This is a genomic window from Streptomyces yongxingensis, assembly GCF_055597465.1.
On the sequence record NZ_CM145717.1, the window covers coordinates 3,464,279 to 3,489,757 of the forward strand.

Sequence of the window (25,479 nt, forward strand, 5' to 3'; positions counted from 1 at the left end):
CGTCCGCCCCGGCCTCGAATTCTTCTCGGCGGGTGTGGTGACCGAGCGGTCTAGCCGCAGCCTCCTGCGTGTCCAGTATCTCCACCGGGGGCGGAGAACCGGGGCAGCTCGTCATGATGCTGCCAGCCTTTCTCGACCTCTTCGAGAGGTTGGCCGCGGAAGGCCGCGACAAAGGGCGCCAGCCGGTCCGCGCCCCAGAACTTCTCGCGTCCGTAGATGAAGAACGGAACGCCGAACAGGCCGTCCTGATACGACTGGATCAGGCAATCCAGTCCCCGCTTGCGCAGCCCGGGGTCGTCCGACGCGTCCGCGAGCTGCTCGGCCGGGAGCCCCAGCTCCGCGGCGATCTCGCCCATCGTCTCGCGCCGGGTGATGTCCCGGCCCTCCTGCCAGCGGGCCCGGTAGGTGAGCTCGATGAAGCGGCGGCCGTGGCCCTCCTCCTGGGCGGCGAGGTAGGCCAGGTGGGAGACCTCCCAGTTGGGGTCCTTGTCGACCGGCACGGTCATCGTCAGGCCGCGCGCCTTGGAGATCCGCGAGAGGTCCTGGAGGATGTAGAAGTTCTTCGCGCGGGACATGGCGACGATGGGCAGCTCCACATCGGCCTGGTCCAGCATGTTCTGGGTGATGGCGTCCGGCTCCCAGAAGGGGATCCAGTCCATTCCGTCGGCCACGTCGGGGTAGCGCTCGATCAGGTCCAGGTAGGCGAACCAGGAGTACGGGCTGCGCAGCGAGAAGTACCACCTCGGTGGCTTCTTGGGCTTGGGCACGGTGATGCTCCGCCTTCCGGTAGAGGTCGGTCGGGGCCGGTCGTGGACCGGCCGGGGTCTCCGGTCGTGGACCGGTCGGGGTCAGATGGTGATGCCGCCGTCGATCTGGAAGACGGCGCCGGTGATGTAGGCGGCCCGGTCGGAGACCAGGTAGGAGACGAGGTCGGCGACCTCGTCCGGCCGGCCCAGCCGCTTCAGCGGAATCTGCTGCAGGGCCTTCTTGCGCACCTGGTCGCTCAGTTCCGCCGTCATATCGGTCTCGATGAAGCCGGGGGCGACCACATTGGTGCGGATGCCGTACCGGCCGACCTCCTTCGCGAGCGACCGGGAGAAGCCGATGATGCCCGCCTTGGAGGCCGAGTAGTTGGTCTGGGTGGGGTTGCCGTAGACCCCCGCCACCGACGAGAGGTTCACGATGGCGCCGGACTTCCGCTTCATCATCTCGAAGATGACGGCGCGGCAGACGTGGTAGACCCCGTCGAGGTTGGTGCCGATGACCTGCTGCCACTCCTCGTCGGCCATCATCAGCAGGGGGTTGTCCCGGGTGATGCCGGCGGAGGTGACCGCGGCGTCGACCGGGCCGAGGGTCTCCTCGGTGCGGCTGACGAACGAGCGCACCGACTCCATGTCGGAGACGTCGGCGCGGACGGCCAGCGCCCTGACGCCGAGCTCCCGGACCTCCTTCTCCAGGACGTTCGCCGCGGCCTCGTCGGACCGGTAGCAGTAGGCGACGTCGAAGCCGTCCCGGGCCAGGCGCAGGACCACCTCCCGCCCGATGCCGCGGGATCCGCCGCTGACGAGGGCGACCCTGGACTCACTGTTGTGCACGACTGTTCCCTCTCCTGATGGGCTGCGGGCCCTCCCGGTCGGCGCGTGGGCCGGTGGTGCGGGCCGGCGGGCTATGGAACGGCGGGGGCCGCGACCTGGTCGGCGGAGGCCGACGGGCGCAGCTGGTCCCCGGGGCGGAACGCCATCACCATGCGGGAGAAGGTCAGCGCGACCTCGCCGCCGACCAGCGTCTCGCCCTCGAAGATCACGGTGTCGGTGAGCGCCCGGAAGAGCCGCACCCGGTGCTCCAGCACGTCTCCGGGGTGGACCGGGCGGTGGAACTCCACCCCGGACATCGAGCCGGCCAGCATGACCTGGCCGGTCGGGCCGCCGGTCGCCTCGGCGCCGCACACCGCGAGCAGCCCCGCGGCCTGGCCCCAGGACTCGACCAGCAGGGTCTGCGGATAGCCGAACTCCTCCGGGGCCGCGTCCTCACCGAGGTGGCGGTACCAGGGCTCGTTGCAGGTGATGGCCTTGAGCGCCACCAGCCGGTCGCCGGGGACGAGCTCCACCACCCGGTCGATCAGCAGCATCGGATGGCGATGCGGCAGCAGGCGCTTGATCCCGGCCGCGTCGATCATGGTGTGACCTCCGTACGAAAGCCCAGCCGCACCTTGGCGGACGTGCCGCGCTCGGTGGCGGCCGTCGCCGAGTACGTCCAGCCGCCGTCGGCCGCCTTCCAGTCGGCGCGGACGGTCAGGACGTCGCCGGGGAAGACCGGGCCGATGAACCGGGCCGACTCCAGGGCCCGCAGCGCGATGGCCCCGTCCCCGGGGGCGGTGGCGAGGGCCGCGCGGTGGGCGCACTCGACCACGCACACCCCGGGGAAGATCGGGAAGTCCGGGTAGTGACCGGCGAAGACCGGCTCCTCCGGTGCGATGCGGAACCGGACCTCGCTGCTCAGCCCCGGCTGCCCGGCGTCCGCCGAGGCCCGCCGCACGACCTCGGGCACGGCCCGCACCGGGCTGTTGGTGGTGTTCGCGGTCATCGGGCGCGCAGCTTCTGGGTCAGCAGCTCGTGCGCCTGGCGCAGCGACACCACCTGGCGCAGCTCGGACTCCGCGAACTTGACGCCGTACTTCTTCTCCAGGACCACGATGACCTCGAGCGCCATCAGGGAGTCGACCTCGAGGTCCTCCAGGAAGTCGGCGTCGTCGGCGACGTCGGTGGCGTCGACCTCCAGGATGTCGGCGACGATGCCGCGCAGTTCGTCCATGTCGAGCGGGGCCGCGCCGGCCGGGTCGGAGTAGGTGACGGACATGGGGTTCCTTTCACACAGCGGGAAGGGGGTCACAACAGGCGCAGGAGTGCGCAGGCGAGCGCGCCGTCACGGTCCACGGACGTCACCACCGCCAGCCGGCCCGCGGCCCGGCCGTCGTCCTGGGCCGCCGTCAGCACGGAGACGATCTGGAAGGCGGCGGTCGCGGCGGCGGTGTCGCCGATCGTGTCCGGCTGCGGGATCCAGCGCACCTCGTGACCGGCGAACCCGGCCCGCAGCGCGGTGCGTTCCTGCTCGCCGAGGAGACCGGCCGGGCCCGAGGGGGACACGGCCCAGACGTCCTCCCGCGACGCCCCGGCCCGGCGCAGCGCGCGCTCCACGGCGGACCGCAGCGAGGGGCCAGCCCCGTCGGGGCCCGCCACCCCGGACTCGACCGCGAGCACCTCGGCGAGCCCCTCGCCGTCGGCCACCGCCTCGGCGGGCCGCAGCCGCAGCACCGCACAGCCCTCGCCGAGCACGACACCGGTCTCGTCCTCGCCCCGGGTGTGCCATTCGAGCCAGGCACGGGCCGGGGAGTACTCCTCGACGGCGCCGCACAGGACGGTCATGGCGCGCCCGGAGGCGAGCAGCCGCCGGGCGTAGTTGAGAGCGATGAGCCCGGAGGAGCGCCCGGCGGCGACCGTGGTGTTCGGGCCCTTGAGCCCGTACCAGATGGCGCACTGCCCGGCGGGGCAGTTCATGATGGCGTTGGGGATGTGCGAGGGGTCGATGTAGAAGGGCTTCTCGTGGATGAGGGTGTCGCGGGTGATGTCCATCATGCTCTGGGCGCTTCCGGTGGTCGTGCCCAGGACGAGGCCCACGTCGGCGCCGCTCTCGGCCGCGCCGTCGGCCCCCGTGACCAGTTCCCGCACCGTGGCCACGGCCAGTCCGGTGACCCGGTCCATGGACCGGGTGCCCTTGCGGCCCAGCACCTCCTTGATGACCAGGTCCCGGGCCAGGCACACCCGCTCGTCGGGGACCGGCTCACCGCCGGGCTCCGCCGCGGTGGCCGTGGCCCGGCCCGACCGGGCGCCGTCGACGAAGGCGTCCCGGCCGATGCCGTACGGCGAGACCGCCGACCATCCCGCGATGACGGGACCGCGCGGCGCGGTGGCCGGCGCGCTCACGACTGGTTCCGGCCGTCGCCGAAGGCGTCCAGGACCCGCTCGTCGAAGGTCACCAGGCGGCCCTCCTTGCCGTTCTCCACCACGCCGTAGGCGTGGGTGATGGTGCCGGTGGAGGTCTGCACCAGGTGGCCGTCGCGGACCACATAGGTGTCCAGGCGCGAGGTGTAGAGCAGGTTCTTGAAGACGTTGTCGACGGTGTAGACGACGTAGAGGTCCTCTTCGAGCAGCGCCTCGTCCAGCAGCGTCACCCGGGAGTGGGTGACGGCGGGGATCCAGTTCTTCTCCTCCAGCAGCACCCGGATGGAGATGCCGCGCGCGTCCACGAAGCGGTGCTTGGCCTCCTCCATCAGGCGCAGATAGCCCGACATCTGGAGGCGCTCGAAGAAGTGCACGAACGGGTAGGGGATGCGGAACTTCCAGCCGTAGGCGTTCTGTCCGGCCAGGAGCCGCTCCAGCACCGCGTCGGTCTCGGCGCAGGCGCCGGAGATCAGCTTCTCGGTGACCGCGGGCACGGCCGCGCCCGGCTCGGCGCCGCCGATGCGCGCCGTGACGAACCGCTCCAGGCCCTCGGGCACGGGCAGCCTGCGCAGCATCCGCACATCGTTCTCGTCGCGCCGCAGCACGGCCTTGACCTTGGAGGCGACGGCCTTCTTGGGGGCGCCGTCGCGCTCGACGGTGATGGCCACCTTGAACGCCAGCTCGGTGGCGTCGTCCTTGGTCACCGGGGTCACCTCGATGGACGCCTCGTCATCGACGACGAGGGCGGTCTGGAGGCGGGAGTCGATGTCGACGATGTCGAATCCGAGGCCGTGCTCCTCGTAGAGCCTGCCGACCGGGAGCCCGCTGCGCCGGAAGTGCGCGATGACGGCCTTCTCGACCAGGTAGTTGACGTGCTTGAAACCGATGATGGTGCCGATGTTGGCACCCTCGTATCCCGGGCTGAGGACGACCGTGGTCGACTCGTTCAGCAGCGACTTGACGGCTTGCGACATCACTTCTCCGTGAGGTGTGGGGCGGCCCGGTCCGAGAGCCGCCGGAGGAACGCGCCGACCAGGGCGGAGAACGACTCCGCGTGCTCGGACATCGGGTAGTGACCGCACCCGGGGATCGCATGCAGCTCGGCCTCGGGGAGGTCGGCCGCGAGCAGGGCGCTCTCGGCGGCGGCGAAGTCGTCCTGGCCGGTCACGACCAGGCCGGGCACGGTGATCAGTTCGGGGCGGAGCCAGGGGGTGCGCAGATAGTGCTCGAAGAACCGCACCCAGCCGTAGGGGCCGACCCGTTCGCACACCCGCTCCGCCATGTGCCGCCGGACCTCCGGGGTGATTCGGCGGGCGGAGTGGGTGCGCAGCCCCTCCTCCATGATGTGGAGGAAGTCCCGCTGCATGCCGGAGACGGAGTCCCAGGCGAAGTCGTCCGGTGAGCGCCGGTAGAAGGGCGAGACGAGGACCACGCCCCGGATCCCGTACCGCTCGCGCACGTCGTTGCCCGCCTCGGCCTCCCGGCTGAGCAGGTCCAGCAGTTGGTTCGCCGAGAACGAGTGGGCGACGACGACGTCGGGCGGGTCCGGCAGCCGCTCCAGGGCCGTCACGATCCAGTCGGTCCGCTCCGGCCGGCGGCTCCACGGCTGGACGTGGTCGGCGCGCCAGGGCAGATCGGCGGTCCAGGTCTCCAGGTCCGGCGGCAGGTGCGGGGCCGGCCCGTCCCAGACCGCCCCGCTGCTGGCCAGGCCGTGCAGGAACAGGGCGCGCAGCCGGGTCGCGCCCCGCGCGGGGCGGTGGCGCAGCAGCAGGGGCTGCCGCGCCGTGCCGCGGATCCCGGCCGTGCCGGACTCACCGTGGGCCATCAGGACCGGCCCGGGGCCAGCAGGGCGAGTCCGGCGGTGGCGTCGTCGCCGTCGCGGCCGGCGAGGGCGTAGACGGGCCCGGCGCCACCGTCGGCGTACCAGCCGATGGTTCCGGCGCACTGGAGGACGCCGAGGACCGCCGACGCCTCGCCGAAGGTGTCGGCCAGCGCGTGGTGGACGGCGCCGGACGGCAGCAGCGAGGAGTCGGCCCCCTGCTCGCCGCCGGGACCGAACCAGGCGGCGGGCGGGGTGCGGTCGTCCCCGGCCAGCCGCTCCAGGCACGCCTCGACGCTTCCGGCGCGGACCGCGGAGCTGACCACTGCCCGGGCCTCGGCGCCGCGGACGGCGGCGGCCGCCCGGCGCTCCACGACGACGGCGGCGGCGCCGTCCACGATCCGGTCGGCCCCGGTGAGGCGGCGGACCATCTCGTTGTCCGGTTCGACGGCCAGGACCAGCGCCCGGTCGGCGCGGCGGGCGCCGACGAGGGCGGCGGCCCAGCGGACCGCGTCCAGGCCGGAGGTGGCGCCGTTGCAGACCATCAGGTTGGGGCCGCGCAGCCCGTACTTGATGGCGAGCGTCGAGGCGATCACATTGCTGGACGCGTTGGGGGTGTCCATGGGGCTGACGCCGCCCGCGGTCCCCTCGGCCGCGATGGTGTCCACGACCGAGCAGACGGTGTCCACGTTGCCGTAGTTGGAGGCCACGAGGACGGCGACGGTCTCCCCGGGGACCGTGAGCCCCTCGGGGCCGAGCAGCCCCGCGTCCGTCAGCGCCTCGTCCGCGCAGGCCAGCGCGAGCTGGGTGGCGCGGTCCTTGAAGCGCAGCCCCTTCTTGCCGATGCGGGCGGCGGGGTCCACCGGCTCCGCGCCGCCGGGCACGGGGGCCAGCAGGTCCCTCGGGGTGGCGACGCCGGGCAGCGCGAGCCCGACTCCGGTCAGTACGGCGCTCATCGGGCCGCCTCCACTACCGCCACGGCGTTGATGCCGCCGAAGCCGAAGGCGTCGATCTGGGCGAGGGAGACATCCGCCCGCTGGGCGGTGCCGCGCACCAGCCGGAATCCCTCGGTCTCCTCGGCCGGATGGTCAAGACCGGTGATCGGAGGCACGCGGTGCTCCCGCATGGCGCGCAGCGCCACGACGAGGCTGAGCACGCCGGAGGCGCCGGAGGTGTGCCCGGTCATCGACTTGATCCCGGTCATCACGGGTCGGCCCAGGTGGTCGCCGTACACCTCCCGCAGCGCGGTGGCCTCGGCGGCGTCGTTGAGCGGGGTGCCCGTGCCGTGCACCATCACCAGTTCCACGTCCTCCGGTTTGACGCCCGCCCGGGTGTGGGCGTCCTTGATGGCCAGGGCGATGCCGCCGGGGTCGGGCGCGGTGGCGTGGTAGGCGTCGCAGTTGACGCCCACGCCGCGCACCCAGCCGTGCCCGCCGCCGCCGTCGGCGCGGCGCAGCACGATCGCGGCGGCGCCCTCGCCCATCACGGTGCCCTTGCGGTCCCGGTCGAACGGGCGCAGCGCGTCCGGCGGGTCGAGCTGGAGCCGGTCGGAGAGGCCGAACATGCTCTCGGTGATGACGTCCACGCCCGCCACCACGACGGTGTCGGCCTCCCGGAACTCCAGCAGATCCACGCCCAGGGCCAGCGAGTACAGCGAGGCGGAGCAGGCGTTGGAGATGGTGGTGGTGTCATCGGCGCCGAACCGCTCCCGCAGCGCGGTGCCGAAGTGCATGCTTGCGGCGTCGAAGTCCTGTCCGTCGCGCCACCACAGCTCCAGCGAGCGCAGCTCGCGCAGCCCGGTGCCGATGAGCACGGGCACCCCGCGCAGGTCCCGGGGCAGACCGGCGTCGTCCAGCGCCTGCCCGATGGCCGTGGTGAGCAGGGCGGTGGCCCGGCCCACGACATCGGTGCCGGGCGCCGGCCGGTCGTCCACCTCGTACAGCAGGTCGGCGTTGTACCAGTCGCGGTTGAAGCCGCGCAGGCTGTGCAGCCCGCCGCGCCCCTGGCAGAGGCTGTCGAAAATCTCCGCCGGGTCGGCTCCCACGCTGGCGACGGCGCCGACTCCGGTGATGGGCCAGCGGCTCATCGGTGCTCCTCGTACTTGCCCAGGATGACGACCGCGTTGTTGCCGCCGAAGGCGAGACCGTTGTTCTGCACGATCCGCAGATCCGCCTCGACCGCCTGGTTGGGCACGCAGTCGACCTCGCATTCGGGGTCGGTGGCGGTGTGGTTGATGGTCGGCGGGATGAAGCGGTGCACGATCGCCAGCGAGCAGGCGATCGCGGCGAGGGCGCTGGCGGCGCCCATGGTGTGGCCGAGCATCGACTTGATGGAGATGGTCCGCGGCGGGGCCGCGCCGTAGACCTCGCGGATGGCGCGGGCCTCGGTGATGTCGTTGGCCTTGGTGCCGGTGCCGTGCGCGGACACCAGGTCCACCTCGCCGGGCTTGACCCCGGCGTTCTCCAGGGCGAGCGCCATGCAGCGGGCGACGCTGCTCTGGTTCGGGGCCACCTGGTGATAGGCGTCGCAGTTGAGGCCGTAGCCGAGGACCTCCGCGTAGATGCGGGCGCCCCGGGCCAGCGCCGACTCCAGGCTCTCCAGGACGAGCACGCCCGCGCCCTCGCCGGTGAGGATGCCCTTGCGGTCGACGTCGAACGGCTGGCACAGCTCGGGCGCGATGGTGCCCAGCCGGTAGAAGCCGGCGAAGGTCTTGCGGCACATGGCGTCGGCGCCGCCGCAGAGGGCGAAGTCCACCTCGCCGGTGCGTACGGCGTCGAAGCCGTAGCCGATCGCGTAGTTGCCCGCGGCGCAGGCCGTCGGAATCGTCACCGCCTCGACGTCCGTCAGCCCGAGCTCATGGGCGACGGCCGCGGAGAGGCGGCCGGCCCGCACGCGGCGCGCGATGGTGGAGTCCATCTTCTCCGGCCCGTGGGCGATCTGGCTCTCCACCAGCTGGTCCAGATCGAAGGACTCCCCGTCGGTGGTGCCGATGGAGATGAGGCCGCGCTGCTCGCGCAGTACGTCGACGTCGAGCTTCGCGTCCTCGACGGCCATGCGGGCCGCGGCTGCCGAGAACTGACTGGCCCGGCCGAGTTCCGCCACGTCCAGATTGCGTATCCACTTCTCCGGTTCGAAGTCGACGATTTCGCAGCCGTTGGCGTGGGCGAACCCCTCGGTGTCGAAGGCGGTGATCGGCTTCGCTCCGCTGCGTCCGGAACGCAGCCCTTCGGCGAACTCGGCGGCGCCCACTCCAATGCTGGAGAAAACGCCAAACCCGGTAAGAACCACTCGGTGAGCCGCGACGGCGGAACCGTCGCGCGCGGGAGCAGTCATCGAAACCTCCAACCAGTCTCGGCTTGAACAGCGGACGGGATTACCAGCCGGCTGACTCGGCGACGACCTCGTGGACGCCCTTGAGGTTGACCATGCGAGCGAGCTCGGACTGGTCGATGACGACCTTGAACTCCTTCTCCAGGGAGGCCAGGATCTCGATGGCGCGCAGCGAGTCGGCGTCGTGGTCCTCGCGGAAGAGACTGGTCTCGGTGACCTCGTCCTCCTCCAGCTCGAGAATCTCGCAGACGATTTCCTTGATCTTCGCAGCGCGCTCTTCGGTAAGGGTAGGCATGATGAATTCAACCTCTCGGTCATTGCCGCCGGGCGGGAATCCCCCCGTTCGGCGCTCCTTTTGCGTTCCCGCACTCAAAACCATCGCAGTACGGTTATGCGATGTGCACGCCCTGCGTCAGGAAGGTGCCAACACTGCTTCGTCCAGGCGCCTTTTGATGTCGCTCGTCAGGGAATCCCGCTCGGCATTCAGGTAGAAATGGCCACCGGGCAGGACGCGCATGTCGAAGGAATGTCCGGCGACCTCGGACCAGTGCTTCATCTCGTTCTCCCCGGCGCCCGGGTCCCGGTCTCCGGCATACGCCACGACCGGACAGCCGACGGGGTGCGGGACGTCGGCCCGGTAGGTGCCCGCGATCCGGAAGTCGGCCCGTACGGACGGCAGCACGATGTCCCGGATCCCGGGGTCGGCCAGCAGCGCGGCGTCCGCGCCGCCGAGCCGCACCACCTCGGCGATCAGCTCGTCGTCGGTGCCGAGGTGGATCTCCTTGGGGGTCACCAGATGCGGGGCCTCGCGGGACGAGACGAAGAGCCCGGCCAGCCGGTCCGCGTGGGCCGGCTGGAGGCGCAGGGCCAGTTCATAGGCGAGGGACGCCCCCATGCTGTGGCCGAAGAAGGCCACCGGGACGTCGAGGAAGGGGAGCAGTTCCGCGGCCAGCGGGTCGGCGAGCTCCGCCATGCTGGTCGCGCACGGTTCGGCGATCCGCTCCTGACGGCCGGGGTACCGGGTGGCCAGCACCTCGACGTCGGGGCCCAGCGCCCCGGCCCAGGAGTGGAAGAACGTCGCGGTCCCGCCCGCGTGGGGCAGGCAGACCAGCCGCGCCCGCGGCCGGCCGGCCGCCGGGTACCGCCGGAACCACCGGGTTCGGGCACTGCCGGGCGATGTCATCGTCGCTCTCCTCGTGGCTGTCTCCCGCGTCTCCGCGTCTCCCTCGGCCGGGACGGCGACCGGCCGCCGCCTCCCGGGGCCGGTCGCGCTCCGGTGGGCTCGCTGCCCGCTTCCCGTGAGGTGTCGGCGGCGGGTCGCGGGGAAGGGCCCCACCGCCGGGTCGCACTCCGCCGCCCGCTCGGCGGCGGGCGGGAGGACCCGGGACACCTTTCTAACCAGGCCCACCCCGCGCCTCAACGTCCCTTTCAGGAAGGTGCCAGGGCGGGCTCCGGAGGCGGATCCGGGGCGGCCGGAGCGGAGTTGAGGGAGCGGGGTAACAGCTTGCTGCCAGTGCGCGGCGGAGGCCGCGTCGCGATGGATCACCGGCGCCCGGGCGGGGCAGGATGCGCAGGAGATCCTCTGTATCCATGCCCGTAACCCACCAGTCAGCGAGCCACCCGATGACCGACGACCCGACCTCTCCGGCCGCGACCGAGCCTCCATGGGCGTTCCTGGCCCGGCTGGAGGAGCAGATCGCGCTGGACCAGGAGGCGTGTCTGCGCGACTGCGGGGCGCCCTGGGGGGAATTGCTGGAGCGATTCGTCGACGCCCTGACGGGCCGGCCGTGCCCCGACCCGGAAGCCGCCGACGGCGGGGCAGCAGACGGACCGGGCACGCCGGGCGAACCGAGCAGGTTAAGCGTGGACGGGCCCGGCGGACCAGGCGGGCCGGGCGAGCCGCGCAGCCGAGTCGGGCCGGGCGAGCCAGGTGGACCGAGCGGGCCAGACGCGCCGGGCGCGCGGGGCGGGCCGGACGCGCCGGGCGGACCAGGCGGACCAGACGCGCCGGACGGGCCGGGCGGGCCGGGCGGACCAGGCGGGCCGGGCGGCGGACCGAGCAGGCCAGACGGGCCAGGCACGCCGGGCGGACCGAGCAGGTCAAGCGTGCCGGACGGGCCCGGCGGACCAGGCGGGCCGGGCAGCCCAGATGGACCCAGCGGGTCAGACGCGTCGGGCGGGCCGGGTGGACCGAGCGGGCCAGACGGGCCGGGCGCGCGGGGCGAGCCGGGCGGACCAGGCGGGCCGGACGGCGGACCGAGCGGGTCAGACGCGCCGGGCGGCCCAGGCGCGCCAGGTGGACGGAGCGGGCCGGGCGCGCCGAGCCCCGGGGACGGCGCCGGGGAGTGGCGGCCCCCGCCGGCGAGGCCGTGACGGTGGCCGGATTTGGTGCGGACGGTCCGTCAGCGGGTGGCCCGGCACCGGACGGTCCGTCAGCGGACGGTCGTCACCCGACGGCCCGGCCGGCGGCGGTGTCGGTCTTATCGGGGCGGCACGCTCCGCAGCCGGGGGCGGACCGGCGGCCGCGGCAGCGTCTCGGTCAGCCCGGCCGCGGCGTCGATGACCGTGTTCCGCAGCCCGCGCTCGGGCAGCTTCGCCATCCTCGTCCGCGGGCCCGACAGTACGAGCGCGGCGGAGACCCGCCCCTCGCCGTCCCGGACCGGTACGGCCAGCACATACTCGTCCAGCACCATCACATCGGGCCCGTGCGCCCAGCCGCGCTGCCGGATCAGGGCCAGCTGCGCCGCGTTGAAGCGTGCGCCGCGCAGCCCCGCGTACAGCTCGTCCGGGTCCTCCCAGGCCAGGAGCACCTGGGCGACCGGGCCGGACTTGGCGGGCCGGGCCGTGCCGAGGGGGACCGCGTCCTGCCCGGTGACCGGGTCGACCGAGCTGGCCACGCAGATGTGCACGGCGTCGCGGCGGCGGTGCACCCGGGCGTTGAGCCCGGTGCGCGCGTGCAGATCGGCCAGCACGCCCTCCGCGAGGTGCTCCAGCCGGTCGCGCGGCTGCCCGGCCGCGGCGTGGCCGATCCTGGCGCCGGGCAGGAACCGGCCGTGGGCGTCCCGGCTCAGCAGCTCGAGCCGTTCGAGGGCGGTGGCGATGCGGTAGACGGTGGGGCGAGGCAGCCCGCTGATCGCCACCACCTGGGCGAGGCTGGAGGGGCGTTGCTCGACCACGCTGAGGATCATGGACGCCTTGTCGAGCACTCCGACGCCGCTCATCGGCAGCGGCCGTGACGCGACGCTCATCGTGCCCGCCCCGTCGGCGTCGGCGCGCCGGTAGACCGGTCCGATCGGCATGTGACTCATGGAGGATTCGCCTTCCGCACGGCGGACACCGGATGGCGCGAGGCTCCGAGGCCGCGCGGCACCGGAATCCCGCACATCGACGGCTCGCAGGTGTGGCAGCCGGCCGCCGGGACGGGGCGGGAGCTGCGGCTCGCCGGTCCCCCGCTCTGATGTGCCCATCCAAATCGAAGGGCCCCGGCACGGGCAACGCCGGAGACAGGAAACTGCCAGGCCGCCCCCGCCGGACGGCGGCTACCGGGTGTCCGGCGGCTCTTTCCCCTCCCCCCGACCAGGGGGCTTCGCCCCCTGGACCCCGGGGTCCGGGGCGGAGCCCCAGTTGTGGGAAGGGGCGGGGCGGGGAGCAGCCCGCCGCAGGCGTCCCGCCCCGCCTAGCCGCGACCATTCGGCTCCGCCCCCGGCGTGGGCGGCAGAAGCCCCAGCTCGGCGGCGCGCACCCCGGCCTGAAACCGGGAGTTGGCGCCGAGCTGGCACATGATGTCGGCCACGTAGCGCCGGTAGGTGCGCACCGAGACGGTGAGTTCGCGGGCCGCGACCTCGTCGGTGACCCCGGCCTGGAGGTACTTGAGGATGCGGCGGGCGAACGCCGCCCGGGTGCGGTCCCCGAAGACGAACCGCTCCCCGGCCCGGAAGGCGTCCTTCCAGATGGACTCGAAGAGCATCCGCAGCGAGTGCAGCAGCTCCGCCACCCGGATCACCGACGCCCGCCGCCCGGCCGCCGACTCGGCCACCACCAGCGCCACGCTGTCGTCCACGATGAGCGCCTGGAGCGGCGGCATATGGGCCACCCGGATGGCCACGGCCCACTCCCGGCCCAGCTGTTCGCGGACGAAGTCGTCGTCCAGCAGCGTGGGCGTGGTCAGCAGCCGGATCGCCACGCCCTCATGGGCGCCGTAGAGCAGGTCCCGCTCGACCTGGTCGCTGCGCCGCCGCAGCCGGTCCGCCCGGGACGGCCGTCGGGCGTGGATGATGTCGATGCTGGTCCGCGCCTCTTTGACCAGGCTCTCGGCCGTCTCCAGCACCGTGTCGTAGGCGTCGTCGACCACGGTGATGAGCTGCTCCTGGGAGCTGCGGTCCCGGTGCAGCGCGACCATCGACTCGATGCGCGCCTTCGCTTCCAGCAGGGCCTTTTCGAGTTCGTCCTCGCGCGAGCCGGACATGCCAACCATCCCCCTGAAGATATGGATCAGCGGGCCGCCGCGATCCCCCGTGGCGGCCCGGTCCCGACAGCGTTGTGTCGTCGCCCTCAGTCGGCGAGCAGGCCGAGCTCGACCGCGCGCGCCCCGGCCTGGAAGCGCGAGCTGGCGTCCAGCTCCCGCATGATCTCCGCGACATGACGGCGGTAGGTGCGCAGCGACACATTGATCGCCCGCGCCGCGGTCTCGTCGGTGTGACCGGCGCGCAGGGCCTCCAGAACGGTGCGGGCGAACTCCGTGCGCAGCCTCGGCGCGAGCCCGAGGTGGTCCGCCAGCTTGCGGCCCCGGGACCAGGCACCGGCGAAGAGGAGCTCCAGGGCCCGTACGGCGCCGAGGTCGTTGACGACGGCCACCTGCCCCTCCGGCTCCTGGACCTGCGTCTGCACCAGCGCCGAGGCGCCGTCGACCACCACGATGCCGCGCAACTCGCTCTGCGAGACGCGCACTTCGGGGCGGACCCGGGTCAGCGGGCGCAGCCGCTCGGCCATGCCCTCCGCGGCCGGCACGTTGCACAGCACCCGGACCACCGCCCGGCTCGGGGTGCGGTCCAGCTCCTCGATCACCGCGTTCTCGAAGGCGCCCGCGCCGGTGAGGGTCACGGCCACCGAGTACCGGGCGCCGCCGATGAGCGGGGCGAGGGAGTCGCCGAGCCGGGCGCCGTCGGTGCGCACCACCGGGGAGGGCGCGGTCAGTCTGCGCGAGTGCAGCAGAACCGTGGACTCGATCAGCTTGCGCGCCTGTAACAGCGCCTGTTCCAGATGAGACGCGTGGTCGTCGGCCCGCTCCGTCGTCTCGTCGCCACCCCGTGGATCAACACCCCGCGGATCAACACCACGTGGATCAATTGCCACACCCATCCCGAATCCCCCGTCGATTGGCATGCACCGGTTCTTCGCCATCCGCCGGGCCCTGAGAATTCACCCGAGCGGAATGGCACCGTGCGTAGCAGTGTATTGGACACTAGATTGAGTGCACAGATTGGGTCAACCGTCAGCGAGTCAAGGCGCTCACCGGCCAAAGAACAAGTAAACGACCGTTTTCCGTGAAGCGTGCACCCATGCGCCGCGACTGTCAGGTTGCTGCGCACCGAGCCCCTAAGCGGAATCGCTTCCCCTCCTTTTTGTGCCGATGCGCATGCGTACGATCACGCTTCGCCACGCCGGTGTCCTCTTGAGGCCAACGCCGCTCCCCCACGGGCACCTTGCTGCCTACGGTGATCACGTGATGGCACGGCCCCCCCGGGCCGCTTCAGCACCTTACGTCACAGTAGTCGGTAAAAACCACATCCGCATCGGGAATTGCGACCTGCGCTATCGTCCGAAAACCGCCATGAATTGCCCCCTTCTTTGTTGAGCGATAAAGAATTCAACCGTATCAGGGGAATGAATTCGGCCATGGTTTCCGCTCCCCGCCCGTCCTGCCGGGGAACGAATCCCGCTCCCCCGTGCGGCGGAGCCGGATGGTCCCGGAGAGGGACGCGGCCCCCGGCACCGAGCGCGAAGATGATCGCAACGCACAGAAGGAGAGCTCGATGGACCGGTGGGACCGGATGGGGCGGCTGGCCGCGTACGGGGGCGCCGCCGCCATGGCCCCCTATGCCGTGATCAAGGTGTCGTGGGTGGTCGGCTCACTGCTCGGACTGGCGCCCGTCGGGGCCGGGTTCGGGCTCGCCGAATGGGTGGTGCTCAACACCGTCACGGTCGGCATGGCGGTCATCGGGATCACCCTCGGACTGGCGCTGGCCCGGCCGTGGGGGATGCGGCTACCCGGGGTGCCCCTGGTCTTCTGCGCCTGGGTCGGCGCGGGGTTCCTGGTCTCGATGCTGCCGTACGCGGTGGCCGACTCGCTGCTGTCGGAGCCGGACACCGCCGGGTCCGGGAGCGACAGCGACCCGCAGATGCCCGGCTGGGAGGCCGCACTGATCCAGTTCGGCTTCATCGGCATGGGCCTGGGCCTCACCCTCGCGCTCCCCGCCTATCTGCGCAGGCGCTGGCCGGAGGCGTTCACCGGCCGGGCCGGCGGGCCCTCACCACTCGGCCGGGCGGCCGTGGCGCTCGGCGCCGCCGTCGGCCTGATGTGGCTGTACTGGGCGGCGGGCGGCACCGCGGGCCTCGCCCACCCCGACGAGGGCCGCACCACCTGGCGCCTGCTGTGCGGGATCTGCGGCACCTGGGCGCTGGTCGCCGCGTTCGCCGTGGCCCACCCGGGCCGCGAGGGCCCCGGACGGCTCCCCCGCTGGCTCCCGTCGGTCCTCGGCTGGCTCGGCTCGGGCTCGCTGTTCGCGTGGAGCGGCTGGAAACTGCCCTTCACCCTGTACGTCGCGATCGCCTCGCCCTCCGACGTCGTGCTCCCGGAGCGGCTGGGCCTCGCGATCGCCCTCCACCTGTGCGCCATCGCGGCGGGCGGCGCCATGATGTGGACCCTCACCCGAGCCCCGTCCCGGACCGGCCCGGGCGTGGCCGCGGCCCCACCCGCCTGACGCCGCCCGCCGCCGCCTGCCGCCAACGGCCGCGCGGGGCCCGAGCCTTCCGTCTCAGCGCTGCTCGCGCACGGGCTCCAGCACCGCCACGCACTCCACGTGGTGGGTCACCGGGAAGAGGTCGAAGGCGCGGGTGCGGCGCGGGGCGTAGCCCGCCTGGCGGAAGTACTCGAGGTCGCGGGCGAGGGCCGCCGGGTCGCAGGCGACGTAGGCGATACGGCGGGCGCCCAGGGCCGCGAGCCGGGTGACCGTCTCCTTGCCCGCGCCCGCGCGGGGCGGGTCCAGGACGATCAGGTCGGCCTCGGTGATCCCGGTGCGGGGCAGCACCTGTTCGACCTTGCCGTGCTCGATGCGGACGCGCTCCAGGTCCTGGAGGTTGTGCCGGGCGTCCTCGACCGCGCGCTTGCTCGACTCGATGCCCAGCACCGCGCCGCGCTCCCCCACCCGCTCGGCGATCGCGCCCGCGAAGAGGCCGACACCGCAGTACAGATCGAGGGCCATCTCTCCCTTACGGGGCATCAGACCCTGCATCACGGCCTCGACGAGGACGTCCGCCGCCTTCGAGTGGACCTGCCAGAAGCCGCCCTCGCCGACCCGCCAGGTGCGGCCCGCCGCGCGCTCGCGGACGAAGGGGCGGCCGTGGACGCGGTGCACCAGACGGGTCCGCTCGCGGCCGCGGGACTCGCTGACCCGCAGCACCGAGACCGGCCGGTCCAGCTCCACGATCGGCAGCCGGCCGCCGGGGCGCGGGGTGAGGACAACCTGCCGGTCGGAGGAGCCGGTGGCGGCGATGGCCTCCACGGTGGCGATCTGGGGCCATTCGCGCTTCTCGACGCCGAGTTCGGTGACGCCGGGGGCGGCGATCAGACAGTGGTCGATCGGCTCGACCTCGTGCGAGCGGTGGCGGCGCAGCCCGGGACGGCCCTGCTCGTCCACCGCGTAACTCACCCGGGTGCGCCAGGCCGGGACCTCGCCGCGGGCCACCTTGTCGCCGGGCGCGGGCTCGACCGTGCCGTCCCAGCCCGCCTCTTCGGGGGTGAGCCCGGCCAGCCGGGCCAGCTGCTCGGTGATCACCTCGGCCTTGAGCCTGCGCTGGGCGCCGGGGGCGGCGTGCTGCCAGTCGCAGCCGCCGCACTTGCCGGGCCCGGCGAACGGGCACGGCGCCTCGACCCGGTCCTTGGAGGCGTCCAGCACCCGCACCGCGTCGGCGCGCAGGAAGCGCGCGCCCTCCTCGCCCTCGGTCACCCGGGCGACGACCCGCTCGCCGGGCAGCGCGTGCCGGACGAACAGCACCTGGCCCTCGGCGGTCCGGGCGATGCAGTGGCCGCCGTGCGCCACCGGGCCGACCTCGACCTCGTACTCCTCGCCGACCAGCGATGCCTTGGGTTCACTTTGCATGGCGGGCTCAGGCTCCAGAAGGGGTGAGGGGGCGCGGTGGGACAACAGCCCACCAGTCTACGTCGCGCCGGACCTCACCCCGTCAACGCCCGGACACCCCTCAGCCCCCCGCCCGCGAGGTGACGCCCGTCTCGCCCTTCGCCCCCTTCTCGCCCTTCTCCCGCTTGGGCGGGATCACCGGGCCGCGCCGCACCGCACCCGGCGCGCTCCACTCGGCCCGCTTGCGGGCCCGCTTCCGGGCCAGCTCGGAGGAGTCGAGCTGCCACGGTACGGAGGTCACCATGACGCCCGGGGTGAACAGCAGCCGCCCCTTGAGCCGCAGCGCGCTCTGGTTGTGCAGCAGATGCTCGTACCAGTGGCCGACCACGTACTCGGGGATGAAGACGGAGACCACATCGCGCGGGCTCTCCCGGCGCAGGCTCTTGACGTAGTCGATGACCGGGCGGGTGATCTCGCGGTAGGGCGAGTCGAGGATCTTGAGCGGTACGTCTATGCCGCGCTCGTGCCACACCGTCTGGAGCGCCTTGGTCTCGGCGGGGTCCACATTGATGCTCAGCGCCTCCAGCCGGTGGGAGCGCATCAGCTTGGCGTAGGCCAGGGCGCGCAGCGTCGGCTTGTGGACCTTGGAGACCAGGACGATGGAGTGCACCCGGGAGGGGCGCACCTCCTCCTCGTCGAGCTGTTCGGTGGCCGCCGCCAGCTCCTCGGAGACGCCGTCGTAGTGGCGCCTGATGGCCGTCATGGTGACGTAGAAGATGACCATGCCGAGCAGGGCGACCCAGGCGCCGTGGGTGAACTTCGTCAGCAGCACCACGACCAGCACCAGGCCGGTGAAGAAGGCCCCGAAGGTGTTGATCGCGCGGGCGCGGATCATGCGGCGGCGGGCGTTCGGGTCCCGCTCGGTGGCCAGATGACGGTTCCAGTGCCGCACCATGCCGGTCTGGCTGAGGGTGAACGAGACGAAGACACCGACGATGTAGAGCTGGATCAGCCGGGTGGAGTCGGCCCCGTAGAGGTAGACCAGGACCGCGGCGGCGGAGGCCAGCAGCACGATGCCGTTGGAGAAGGCGAGCCGGTCGCCGCGGGTGTGCAGCTGGCGGGGCAGATAGCGGTCCTGGGCCAGGATCGAGCCGAGCAGCGGGAAGCCGTTGTACGCGGTGTTGGCGGCCAGGAACAGCACCAGCGCGGTCGCCGCGGCCAGCACCACGAAGAAGAACGAGCCGTCGCCGAAGACCGCGGCCGCCACCTGCGAGATCACCGGGTTCTGGGTGTAGTCGGCGCCCAACGGGGTGCCATTCTTCAGCAGGTCGTGCGCGGGGTTCTCGGCCATCTTGACGTCGGTGGCCAGGGCGAGGGTGATGATGCCGACGAACATGGTCACGGCGAGGCCGCCCATCAACGCCAGCGTCGTGGCCGCGTTACGGCTCTTGGGCTTGCGGAAGGCGGGCACGCCGTTGCTGATCGCCTCGACGCCGGTCAGGGCGGCGCAGCCGTCGGAGAACGCGCGCAGCAGCAGGAAGATCAGCGCGAAGCCGGCCAGACCGGTCTGCTCGGCGTGCACCTCGTAGCCCGCGGTGGGGGCCTTCATGTCGTCGCCCAGGACCAGCCCGCGGTAGGCACCCCAGAGGATCATCAGGAAGACGCCGCCGACGAAGACGTAGGTGGGGATCGCGAAGAGCTTGCCCGACTCCCGTACGCCCCGCAGGTTCATGAGCGTCAGCAGCAGGATGATCCCGACCGCGCAGAGCGTCTTGTTCTCGACGAAGAAGGGGACGGCCGAGCCGAGGTTCTCCACACCGGAGGAGATCGATACCGCGACCGTGAGGACGTAGTCGACCAGCAGGGCGCTGGCGACGGTCAGCCCGGCCTTGGGGCCGAGGTTGGTGGTGGCGACCTCGTAGTCACCGCCTCCGCTGGGGTACGCGTGGACGTTCTGGCGGTACGAGGCGACCACCGTGAACATCAGCACGATGATGGCGATCGTGATCCACGGGCTGTAGTGGTAGGCCGACGCACCCGCCACGGACAGAACGATCATCACCTGCCCCGGCGCGTACGCGACGGAGGACAGGGGGTCGGAGGCGAAGACGGGGAGCGCGATGCGTTTCGGGAGGAGGGTCTCCCCCAGCTTGTCGCTGCGCAGCGCCCGCCCGATCAGGATCCGTTTCGGGAGGTCGGTCAGTTTGGACACGCAGAGGATCGTAAGGGGTAGCCCCGGCCCCCGCCCACCCGCCCACCCCGGGGAAAGGGGCGGGCGGGAGCACGGACCCCCGGGCGGTCAGGCCAGCCGCGCGGGCAGCGTGCGGTGGCCGTTGGAAATGAAGGACTCCACCGGCTCCAGCGGGTCCTGCCCGGACGCGAGGGTGAGCCCGGGGAAGCGGTCGAAGAGCGCCGGGAGCGCGATGGCGGCCTCCAGCCGCCCCAGCGGGGCACCGACGCACAGATGGACGCCGTGGCCGAACGCCAGATGGCTCTTGAGCTGCCGGGTGACGTCGAAGGCGGCCGCGTCCTCGCCGTGCACCTCCGGGTCGCGCCCGGCGGCCGCGTAGGCGGCCAGGATCGCGTCGCCCTTGCGCAGCACCACGCCGCCGTCCAGCTCGATGTCCTCCACGGCGTAGCGCAGCGGCAGGTTGGCGACCGGGGCGGAGTGCCGCAGTGTCTCCTCGATCACATCGTCCCAGGTGGCCCGGCCCGCCCGGACGTGCTCGAGCTGCTCGGGCCGGGTGAGCAGCGCGTGGATGGCGTTGTCCAGGAGGTTGACCGTGGTCTCGTGACCGGCCGAGAGGAACAGGGCGAGGGTGTCGGTCAGCTCCTTCTCGCTGAGCCTGGAGTCGCTCCCCTCCTCCCGCACCGCGATCAGTCCGCTGGTCAGGTCGTCGCCGGGCTTCTCGCGCTTGGTGGCCACCAGCTCGCCGAGGACGGCGTACATCTCGCCGTAGGTGGCGGTGACCTCCTCCGCGGAGGCGGAGGTGTGGAAGATGCTGTCCACGACCCGGCGCATCCGCTCGCGCAGGTTCTCGTCCTCGAGCCCGAACAGCTCGGAGATCACCTGGATGGGCAGCGGGTACGCGTACGCCTCGCGCAGGTCGACCACCTCGCCCGGCCCGGCGGCGGCCAGGTCGTCCAGCAGCCTGGCGCAGATCTCCTCGATGCGCGGCCGCAGGGCGGCGGTGCGCCGGGCGGTGAACGCCTTGGAGACCAGGGTGCGCAGCCGCCGGTGCTCACCGCCGTAGGCCGTGAACATGTTCTCCACGGCGACCCAGGTGATCAGCGGCCACTCGGGCGAGATCTCACCGTTGATCCACGCGGGCCAGTGCTGTCGGGGGTCCTTGGAGACCCGGGGGTCGGTCAGCAGCTGTTTGAGCGTGCGCTGGCGGCTTATTGCCCACGCCACCACGCCGTCAGGAAGCTCAACAAGCGTCGCCTCGCCGCCTGCTGCGACTCGGGCTGCCTCTCCGACGATGTCACGGCCGGCGGGGTCGAGGACGATGGGACGGGGTTCCACTGGCTGCCTCCAGGGCTCTCGTCGAATGGGGCCGACTTGGACACGGACGCTCTGTACGGCTCGGCCGGAGCCGCCGCCTGGGCGGGGAAGCGCACCGGCAGGGCGGCCAGGGCGCGGTGGAAGGGCCCGGTCCGCCAGGTCAGCTGCTCGACGGGAACCGCCAGTTCCATGTCCGGCAGGCGGTCCAGCAGCCGCTCGATGGCCACGGAGGCGATCACCCGGGCGGGCCGCTCGGCGGGGCAGCGGTGGGCGCCCGCGCTCCAGGCCAGATGGGCCCGGTTGCCGGAGCGGCGGTCGGAGGCCAGCGCGGCCTCGTGGTTGGCCGCCGCGTAGCTGATCAGCACCGGGTCGCCCTTGCGCAGCCGTACGCCCGCCACCTCGCAGTCGTACCGGGGGAACCGGGTGCCGTAGTTGGCCATCGGCGGATCGTTCCAGAGCACCTCGTCCAGGGCGTCCTGGACGGGCATGCTGCCGCCGGACAGCTCACCGGCGAAGCGGTCGTCCGACAGCAGCAGCCGCAGCGCGTTGGTGATCAGGTTCTGCTGGGGGTCGGTACCGGCCGCCATCAGCAGGATGATCTGCTGCATCAGCTCCTCGTCGGCGAGCTGCGAGGGGTGCGCGATCAGCCAGGAGGTGACGTCGGCGGCGAGGTGCTCGCGCTTTTCCGCCACCAGGCCGGAGATCCACCGGAGCAGTTCGTCGTTGGCGGCCGCCGCGTCCTCGCCGCTGTCGAAGAGCTTCATCATCGTCTCGACCAGCTTCGGCCCGTCCGCCGGGCGCGCGCCGAAGAGCTGGTTGAAGACCAGCAGCGGGAGCACCGACGCGTATTCGGTGATCAGCTCGGCCCGGCCCCGGGAGGCGAAGGCGTCGATCAGCGTCTCCGCGCTGCGCTCGACGTACTCGCTCAGGGCGTGCGGATCCACCCGGTCCAGGCTGTCGGTGATCGCCCCGCGCAGCCGGGCGTGTGCCTCCCCGTCGCTGAACAGCGCGTTCGGCCGGTACATCATCATCGGCGCGACCGGGTTGTCCGGCCCCACGGTGCCGTCCTGCATCGCCCGCCAGCCGCGCGGGTCCTTGGCGAACCGCTCGGTGTCGCGCAGGATCTCCAGGCCGAGCTGATAGCTGGTGACCAACGAGGCGTGCACCCCCGGCGACAGCTCGACCGGTGCGATCGGCCCGAAGGTGGCGCGCATCCGCGCATAGGCGCCGTGCGGGTCGGCGGCGAACTCGGGACCGTACATCGGTACGGCCGCGCGGGACCCGGTGGCGCTCCCGGCCTCGGCGGGGGCGGCGTGCGCGGGGCAGCCGGGCGGCGGAACGGGCCCGGCGGCTGGACTGTTGGTCACACAATCTCCTGAGAACTACGGGTCTGGCGGGCCTGTAGGTACTGGACGAGGGCGATCAGCGCGTGGGTGGAGGAGGTCCGGTCCCGGGCATCGCAGGTCACCAGGGGCGTCTCCGGAAGCAGATCGAGGGCCTCCCGGACCTCCGACTCGGCGAAGCGGGGAGCGCCCTCGAAGTGGTTGACGGCGACGGCGTACGGCAGTCCGTGCTCCTCCAGGACGGCCATCACCGGGAAGGACTGCTCCAGCCGCCGGGTGTCGGCCAGCACGAGCGCGCCCAGCGCCCCGAGCGTCATGTCCCGCCACAGCCGGGTGAAGCGCTGCTGCCCCGGCGTGCCGAACAGATAGAGCACCAGGGACTCGCTGAGGGTGAGCCGGCCGAAGTCCATGGCGACGGTGGTGGTCGTCTTGTCCTCGATGCCCCGCAGATCGTCGGTGAGCGCACCGGCCTCGGTCATCGTCTCCTCGGTGCGCAGCGGCCGGATCTCGGACAGCGAGTTCACATAGGTCGTCTTGCCGACGGCGAAGTGCCCGACGACCAGGATCTTCGCCGCCACCCGCACCGTGGCCGGGAGATAGGCCGCCTGGTCAGAGGCGAGCGCGGAGTCCATCGAGCACCTCCTGGAGGAGCTGGACCTCGGGGAGTTCGGCGGGCGGGATGGGGGCCCGCGCGCTGATGTGGCCGCTGTCCACGAGGTCGCCGAGCAGGACCTTGGTGACGCTGACGGGCAGCTCCAGATACCCGGCGACCTCGGCCACCGAGAGCGCGCCGCCCAGACACAGCTCCATCACCCGCCGCTTCTCCGGGCTGAGCCCGGTGAGCGGCCGGTCGGGATGGGCCATGACCAGGGTCACCAGGTCGAAGGTGTTACGAGTCGGGTAGGCACGGCCGTCGGTCACGACATACGGCCGTACCAATCCTCGTTCGCGCCTCCCCGGGCTCATGCGTGGCTGCCGATCCCCTGCCGCGGGAGGCCCTGCCGCGGCGGGCTGGTGAGCTCCTTGCCGAGCCGGTCGACGAGTTTCTGCATCCGGTAGCTGACCGCCTCCATGTCCACGGCCTCGGTGGCCGAGACCGCCAGATACGCACCGGGCCCGGCGGCGATCAGGAAGACGTACCCGCCGACGAACTCGACGAGCGTCTGCTGCCAGGGCGTCTCGTGCGGATCACAGAACTCGGAGGTGGAGCGGCTGATCGATTGCAGCCCGGAGAGTGCGGCGGCCTGGCGCTCGGCCTCGTCGCGCGCGATGCCCTGGGAGTGTGCCCGGAGCATCCCGTCCGCGGAGAGCAGGATCGCGTGCCGCGCCTCCGGCATCTTGACGACCTCGTCGAGCATCCAGCCGAGCTCGTTGTTGAGATGGTCGTTCATGCCTGGCGATTCCCTTCGTCATGGTGAGGGGCGGAGTCCTGGGTGGCGGAACGGCCGGAGCGGGTGCCGCGGGCGAAAGCGCCCATCCGCGAAGCGGTTTCCTTCGCCGACCGCACGCGGAACGCGCCCGTGTCGGGGTCGGCGGCGCCGGTCTGCCCGGCGCCCGTGGTCCAGTCGCCGGGCGGCGGGGTGGCCGCGGCCTCCCGGCGGCGGCGCTTGGGCAGACCGCCCGCCGTGGTGCCGTACACACGCGTGCCCTCGCCGTCGGGGGACGGCTGGGGCGCCGGGGCGGGTGCCGGTTCCGGGGCGGGCGCCGCCGGGCCCGGTGCCGGAGGCTGGGCCTGGTGCGGGATCGGGGCCTGGTGCGGCCCCGGGGCCTGGTGCGGGATCGGGGACGGCTCCCGCGCCTGGGCCGGGGCGGTCGGCGCGTGCGGCGCCCTTCTGGGGGGACGGGTCCGGCGGGAGGGCAGGGTGTGCAGCGGCTCGGCGCCCTCGGGGTCCTGCCCGACGGTGCCCGGCCGCTCGTCGGGGTCGATGTGGGTGAGCAGCTCGGTCGGCAGGAACAGCACGGCGCGCACACCGCCGTACGGGGACCGGGTGTCCACCGAGACGCTGAAGCCGTACCGCGCGGCCAGCAGGCCCACCACGGCGAAGCCGAACTGCGGCGGGTCGCCGAGCCGGGAGACGTCCACGGCACGCTGGCCGGAGAGCAGGTTGGCGGCCCGCTGGACCTCCAGGCCGTCCATGCCCACACCGGCGTCGTCGATCACGATGCAGGCACCGTTGTGCACCGGCTGGAGGCTGACCTCCACGGAGGTGTTGGGCTGCGAGTGGCGGGCGGCGTTGTCCAGCAGCTCGGCGACCGCGAGCACGGCGGGCTCCACGGCCCGGCTCACCACGGCGACGTCGATCAGTGTGTGCACCTGAACCCGCTGGTAGTCGCGGATGCGCGACTTGGCACCGCGGACCACGTCGGTCAGCGAGGAGGCCAGCCGCTGCCGGCCGGGCCAGGAGCCGCAGAGCACGGCGATGGCCTGGGCGCGCCGGCCGAACTGGGCGTTGGCGTGGTCGATCTCCAGCAGGTCCCGCAGCACATCGGGGTTGTCGTGCCGCTCCTGCATCTCGGAGATGGAGACCTGCTGTTCGTTGGCGAGTCCCTGGACGGCTCGCATGGACGCCTTGAGCGCCGCCTTGGCGGAGGCGTCGGCGCGCGTCTGCGCCTTGTCCACCGTCCGGGTGAACTGCTCCATGACGGCGTGCAGACTCTGCGCGAAGGCCGTACCGGCCAGCTTCTCGTCGCGCAGGCCCGGCAGCGGGCCGGGCTGGCTCAGCGCGTCGGCGATCGAGGGGAGGCGTACGTCGACGAGGTGGCGCACCTCCTCGTCACGGGCGAGCAGGCTGTCCTCGAGCGTGGCGTTGCGCCTGCGGACTCCGGCGGTGATCTGCCGCTGGCGGATCAGAAGCACCAGGACGACGAGAAGCCCGACGGCCAGACACCAGCTCACCGCCTCCGATATGTGATCAGTCATCAGGAACCTCGTGCAGGAGAAACGCGGGCGCGGAAGGAACGTTCAGAGCCCTGATGTCCCGTCCGGAAACGGAATACGACGATCATCTTAGCCATGTCGTGACCTAGCGTCCGACACCCGTGACAAAGTTCGAACCAGCCCGAATGACTGGGCATTTGTCATGTGGTTTCGGTGAAGATCCGGGATTTCAGGCGAAGATGAAGGGTCG

The 25,479-nt window shown here is 72.3% G+C and carries 27 protein-coding genes; 3 read left to right on the top strand and 24 right to left on the bottom strand.

The window, feature by feature from the left end:
* Window positions 1-50: 50 nt before the first annotated feature.
* The 13 genes from ACZ6TD_RS14390 to ACZ6TD_RS14450 all read right to left on the bottom strand — a co-directional run bounded on the left by ACZ6TD_RS14390 (window position 51) and on the right by ACZ6TD_RS14450 (window position 10,329).
* Window positions 51-767, bottom strand: a complete 717-nt coding sequence (locus ACZ6TD_RS14390) for a DsbA family protein (protein ID WP_471354118.1) — start codon at window positions 765-767, stop codon at window positions 51-53.
* Between the two features lie 81 nt (window positions 768-848).
* Entirely contained in the window at window positions 849-1,595 is a 747-nt protein-coding gene (gene fabG / locus ACZ6TD_RS14395) for a 3-oxoacyl-[acyl-carrier-protein] reductase (protein WP_471354119.1), read from the bottom strand.
* A gap of 71 nt (window positions 1,596-1,666) precedes the next feature.
* Complete coding sequence (locus ACZ6TD_RS14400) at window positions 1,667-2,176, bottom strand: 3-hydroxyacyl-ACP dehydratase FabZ family protein (RefSeq protein WP_471354121.1); 510 nt, start codon at window positions 2,174-2,176, stop codon at window positions 1,667-1,669.
* Complete coding sequence (locus ACZ6TD_RS14405) at window positions 2,173-2,583, bottom strand: 3-hydroxyacyl-ACP dehydratase FabZ family protein (RefSeq protein WP_471354123.1); 411 nt, start codon at window positions 2,581-2,583, stop codon at window positions 2,173-2,175. The genes ACZ6TD_RS14400 and ACZ6TD_RS14405 overlap by 4 nt, the downstream gene beginning before the upstream one ends.
* Window positions 2,580-2,855 (bottom strand): acyl carrier protein, encoded by a 276-nt coding sequence (locus tag ACZ6TD_RS14410; protein ID WP_210949172.1) that lies wholly within the window; start codon window positions 2,853-2,855, stop codon window positions 2,580-2,582. Before ACZ6TD_RS14410 ends, ACZ6TD_RS14405 begins: the two co-directional genes overlap by 4 nt.
* Window positions 2,856-2,884: 29 nt before the next feature.
* A complete protein-coding gene (locus ACZ6TD_RS14415; RefSeq protein WP_471354125.1) occupies window positions 2,885-3,979 on the bottom strand; it encodes a beta-ketoacyl synthase N-terminal-like domain-containing protein in 1,095 nt (364 codons plus the stop codon).
* Window positions 3,976-4,971 carry an acyl-CoA thioesterase family protein gene (locus ACZ6TD_RS14420; RefSeq protein WP_471354126.1) on the bottom strand — a complete coding sequence of 332 codons (996 nt, stop codon included), beginning with the start codon at window positions 4,969-4,971 and terminating at the stop codon, window positions 3,976-3,978. The genes ACZ6TD_RS14415 and ACZ6TD_RS14420 overlap by 4 nt, the downstream gene beginning before the upstream one ends.
* Window positions 4,971-5,822 (bottom strand): alpha/beta fold hydrolase, encoded by an 852-nt coding sequence (locus ACZ6TD_RS14425; RefSeq protein ID WP_471354128.1) that lies wholly within the window; start codon window positions 5,820-5,822, stop codon window positions 4,971-4,973. Before ACZ6TD_RS14425 ends, ACZ6TD_RS14420 begins: the two co-directional genes overlap by 1 nt.
* A complete protein-coding gene (locus ACZ6TD_RS14430; RefSeq protein ID WP_471354130.1) occupies window positions 5,822-6,772 on the bottom strand; it encodes a beta-ketoacyl synthase N-terminal-like domain-containing protein in 951 nt (316 codons plus the stop codon). Before ACZ6TD_RS14430 ends, ACZ6TD_RS14425 begins: the two co-directional genes overlap by 1 nt.
* A complete protein-coding gene (locus ACZ6TD_RS14435) occupies window positions 6,769-7,902 on the bottom strand; it encodes a beta-ketoacyl synthase N-terminal-like domain-containing protein (protein ID WP_471354132.1) in 1,134 nt (377 codons plus the stop codon). Before ACZ6TD_RS14435 ends, ACZ6TD_RS14430 begins: the two co-directional genes overlap by 4 nt.
* A complete protein-coding gene (locus ACZ6TD_RS14440) occupies window positions 7,899-9,149 on the bottom strand; it encodes a beta-ketoacyl-[acyl-carrier-protein] synthase family protein (protein ID WP_471354134.1) in 1,251 nt (416 codons plus the stop codon). The genes ACZ6TD_RS14435 and ACZ6TD_RS14440 overlap by 4 nt, the downstream gene beginning before the upstream one ends.
* Before the next feature lie 40 nt (window positions 9,150-9,189).
* Window positions 9,190-9,441 carry an acyl carrier protein gene (locus ACZ6TD_RS14445; RefSeq protein WP_210949165.1) on the bottom strand — a complete coding sequence of 84 codons (252 nt, stop codon included), beginning with the start codon at window positions 9,439-9,441 and terminating at the stop codon, window positions 9,190-9,192.
* Window positions 9,442-9,558: 117 nt separating this feature from the next.
* Entirely contained in the window at window positions 9,559-10,329 is a 771-nt protein-coding gene (locus ACZ6TD_RS14450; RefSeq protein WP_471354137.1) for a thioesterase II family protein, read from the bottom strand.
* A gap of 440 nt (window positions 10,330-10,769) precedes the next feature.
* Between ACZ6TD_RS14450 and ACZ6TD_RS14455 the strand changes: the two genes are divergently transcribed.
* Window positions 10,770-11,519 (top strand): DUF6269 family protein, encoded by a 750-nt coding sequence (locus tag ACZ6TD_RS14455; protein WP_471354139.1) that lies wholly within the window; start codon window positions 10,770-10,772, stop codon window positions 11,517-11,519.
* 107 nt (window positions 11,520-11,626) lie between these two features.
* Here the strand turns inward: ACZ6TD_RS14455 and ACZ6TD_RS14460 are convergent, their stop codons facing one another.
* Window positions 11,627-12,445 (bottom strand): IclR family transcriptional regulator, encoded by an 819-nt coding sequence (locus ACZ6TD_RS14460; RefSeq protein WP_471354141.1) that lies wholly within the window; start codon window positions 12,443-12,445, stop codon window positions 11,627-11,629.
* Between ACZ6TD_RS14460 and ACZ6TD_RS14465 the strand changes: the two genes are divergently transcribed.
* On the top strand, window positions 12,446-12,604 hold the full coding sequence (locus ACZ6TD_RS14465) for a hypothetical protein (protein WP_471354142.1): 159 nt from the start codon (window positions 12,446-12,448) through the stop codon (window positions 12,602-12,604).
* A gap of 218 nt (window positions 12,605-12,822) precedes the next feature.
* Here ACZ6TD_RS14465 and ACZ6TD_RS14470 read toward each other — a convergent pair whose 3' ends face one another.
* Both ACZ6TD_RS14470 and ACZ6TD_RS14475 read right to left on the bottom strand, forming a co-directional pair.
* The gene (locus ACZ6TD_RS14470; protein ID WP_471354144.1) at window positions 12,823-13,611 is read right to left on the bottom strand and encodes a LuxR family transcriptional regulator; all 789 of its coding nucleotides are present in this window, start codon (window positions 13,609-13,611) and stop codon (window positions 12,823-12,825) included.
* A gap of 86 nt (window positions 13,612-13,697) precedes the next feature.
* On the bottom strand, window positions 13,698-14,504 hold the full coding sequence (locus tag ACZ6TD_RS14475) for a DNA-binding response regulator (RefSeq protein ID WP_471354146.1): 807 nt from the start codon (window positions 14,502-14,504) through the stop codon (window positions 13,698-13,700).
* 674 nt (window positions 14,505-15,178) lie between these two features.
* Between ACZ6TD_RS14475 and ACZ6TD_RS14480 the strand changes: the two genes are divergently transcribed.
* Window positions 15,179-16,126 (top strand): hypothetical protein, encoded by a 948-nt coding sequence (locus ACZ6TD_RS14480; RefSeq protein ID WP_471354147.1) that lies wholly within the window; start codon window positions 15,179-15,181, stop codon window positions 16,124-16,126.
* A gap of 54 nt (window positions 16,127-16,180) precedes the next feature.
* Here the strand turns inward: ACZ6TD_RS14480 and ACZ6TD_RS14485 are convergent, their stop codons facing one another.
* From ACZ6TD_RS14485 to ACZ6TD_RS14520, 8 genes are all read right to left on the bottom strand, one after another.
* Window positions 16,181-17,524 (bottom strand): class I SAM-dependent RNA methyltransferase, encoded by a 1,344-nt coding sequence (locus ACZ6TD_RS14485; RefSeq protein WP_471354149.1) that lies wholly within the window; start codon window positions 17,522-17,524, stop codon window positions 16,181-16,183.
* A gap of 100 nt (window positions 17,525-17,624) precedes the next feature.
* Window positions 17,625-19,715, bottom strand: coding sequence for an APC family permease (locus ACZ6TD_RS14490; protein ID WP_471354151.1), 2,091 nt, complete (start codon window positions 19,713-19,715; stop codon window positions 17,625-17,627).
* Between the two features lie 87 nt (window positions 19,716-19,802).
* Window positions 19,803-20,921 carry a cytochrome P450 family protein gene (locus tag ACZ6TD_RS14495; protein WP_471354153.1) on the bottom strand — a complete coding sequence of 373 codons (1,119 nt, stop codon included), beginning with the start codon at window positions 20,919-20,921 and terminating at the stop codon, window positions 19,803-19,805.
* Window positions 20,903-22,375 carry a cytochrome P450 gene (locus ACZ6TD_RS14500; RefSeq protein WP_471354155.1) on the bottom strand — a complete coding sequence of 491 codons (1,473 nt, stop codon included), beginning with the start codon at window positions 22,373-22,375 and terminating at the stop codon, window positions 20,903-20,905. Before ACZ6TD_RS14500 ends, ACZ6TD_RS14495 begins: the two co-directional genes overlap by 19 nt.
* Window positions 22,372-22,983, bottom strand: a complete 612-nt coding sequence (locus ACZ6TD_RS14505) for a GTP-binding protein (protein WP_471354157.1) — start codon at window positions 22,981-22,983, stop codon at window positions 22,372-22,374. Before ACZ6TD_RS14505 ends, ACZ6TD_RS14500 begins: the two co-directional genes overlap by 4 nt.
* Window positions 22,961-23,317: a DUF742 domain-containing protein gene (locus ACZ6TD_RS14510; protein WP_037962352.1), complete on the bottom strand. Its 357-nt coding sequence runs from the start codon at window positions 23,315-23,317 to the stop codon at window positions 22,961-22,963. Before ACZ6TD_RS14510 ends, ACZ6TD_RS14505 begins: the two co-directional genes overlap by 23 nt.
* The gene (locus tag ACZ6TD_RS14515) at window positions 23,314-23,742 is read right to left on the bottom strand and encodes a roadblock/LC7 domain-containing protein (RefSeq protein ID WP_037962350.1); all 429 of its coding nucleotides are present in this window, start codon (window positions 23,740-23,742) and stop codon (window positions 23,314-23,316) included. Before ACZ6TD_RS14515 ends, ACZ6TD_RS14510 begins: the two co-directional genes overlap by 4 nt.
* Window positions 23,739-25,271, bottom strand: coding sequence for an ATP-binding protein (locus ACZ6TD_RS14520; RefSeq protein WP_471354160.1), 1,533 nt, complete (start codon window positions 25,269-25,271; stop codon window positions 23,739-23,741). The genes ACZ6TD_RS14515 and ACZ6TD_RS14520 overlap by 4 nt, the downstream gene beginning before the upstream one ends.
* Window positions 25,272-25,479 lie beyond the last annotated feature (208 nt).

Bases quoted from the DNA above. Each gene is read 5' to 3' on its own strand.
- ACZ6TD_RS14425 (WP_471354128.1), bottom strand. From the start codon at position 5,822: ATGGCCCACGGTGAGTCCGGCACGGCCGGGATCCGCGGCACGGCGCGG.
- ACZ6TD_RS14475 (WP_471354146.1), bottom strand. From the start codon at position 14,504: ATGGGTGTGGCAATTGATCCACGTGGTGTTGATCCGCGGGGTGTTGAT.
- ACZ6TD_RS14455 (WP_471354139.1), top strand. From the start codon at position 10,770: ATGACCGACGACCCGACCTCTCCGGCCGCGACCGAGCCTCCATGGGCG.
- ACZ6TD_RS14420 (WP_471354126.1), bottom strand. From the start codon at position 4,971: ATGTCGCAAGCCGTCAAGTCGCTGCTGAACGAGTCGACCACGGTCGTC.
- ACZ6TD_RS14515 (WP_037962350.1), bottom strand. From the start codon at position 23,742: ATGAACGACCATCTCAACAACGAGCTCGGCTGGATGCTCGACGAGGTC.
- ACZ6TD_RS14510 (WP_037962352.1), bottom strand. From the start codon at position 23,317: ATGAGCCCGGGGAGGCGCGAACGAGGATTGGTACGGCCGTATGTCGTG.
- ACZ6TD_RS14505 (WP_471354157.1), bottom strand. From the start codon at position 22,983: ATGGACTCCGCGCTCGCCTCTGACCAGGCGGCCTATCTCCCGGCCACG.
- ACZ6TD_RS14435 (WP_471354132.1), bottom strand. From the start codon at position 7,902: ATGAGCCGCTGGCCCATCACCGGAGTCGGCGCCGTCGCCAGCGTGGGA.
- ACZ6TD_RS14470 (WP_471354144.1), bottom strand. From the start codon at position 13,611: ATGTCCGGCTCGCGCGAGGACGAACTCGAAAAGGCCCTGCTGGAAGCG.
- ACZ6TD_RS14410 (WP_210949172.1), bottom strand. From the start codon at position 2,855: ATGTCCGTCACCTACTCCGACCCGGCCGGCGCGGCCCCGCTCGACATG.
- ACZ6TD_RS14460 (WP_471354141.1), bottom strand. From the start codon at position 12,445: ATGCCGATCGGACCGGTCTACCGGCGCGCCGACGCCGACGGGGCGGGC.
- ACZ6TD_RS14400 (WP_471354121.1), bottom strand. From the start codon at position 2,176: ATGATCGACGCGGCCGGGATCAAGCGCCTGCTGCCGCATCGCCATCCG.
- ACZ6TD_RS14480 (WP_471354147.1), top strand. From the start codon at position 15,179: ATGGACCGGTGGGACCGGATGGGGCGGCTGGCCGCGTACGGGGGCGCC.
- ACZ6TD_RS14430 (WP_471354130.1), bottom strand. From the start codon at position 6,772: ATGAGCGCCGTACTGACCGGAGTCGGGCTCGCGCTGCCCGGCGTCGCC.
- ACZ6TD_RS14485 (WP_471354149.1), bottom strand. From the start codon at position 17,524: ATGCAAAGTGAACCCAAGGCATCGCTGGTCGGCGAGGAGTACGAGGTC.
- ACZ6TD_RS14520 (WP_471354160.1), bottom strand. From the start codon at position 25,271: ATGACTGATCACATATCGGAGGCGGTGAGCTGGTGTCTGGCCGTCGGG.
- ACZ6TD_RS14440 (WP_471354134.1), bottom strand. From the start codon at position 9,149: ATGACTGCTCCCGCGCGCGACGGTTCCGCCGTCGCGGCTCACCGAGTG.
- ACZ6TD_RS14450 (WP_471354137.1), bottom strand. From the start codon at position 10,329: ATGACATCGCCCGGCAGTGCCCGAACCCGGTGGTTCCGGCGGTACCCG.
- ACZ6TD_RS14405 (WP_471354123.1), bottom strand. From the start codon at position 2,583: ATGACCGCGAACACCACCAACAGCCCGGTGCGGGCCGTGCCCGAGGTC.
- ACZ6TD_RS14445 (WP_210949165.1), bottom strand. From the start codon at position 9,441: ATGCCTACCCTTACCGAAGAGCGCGCTGCGAAGATCAAGGAAATCGTC.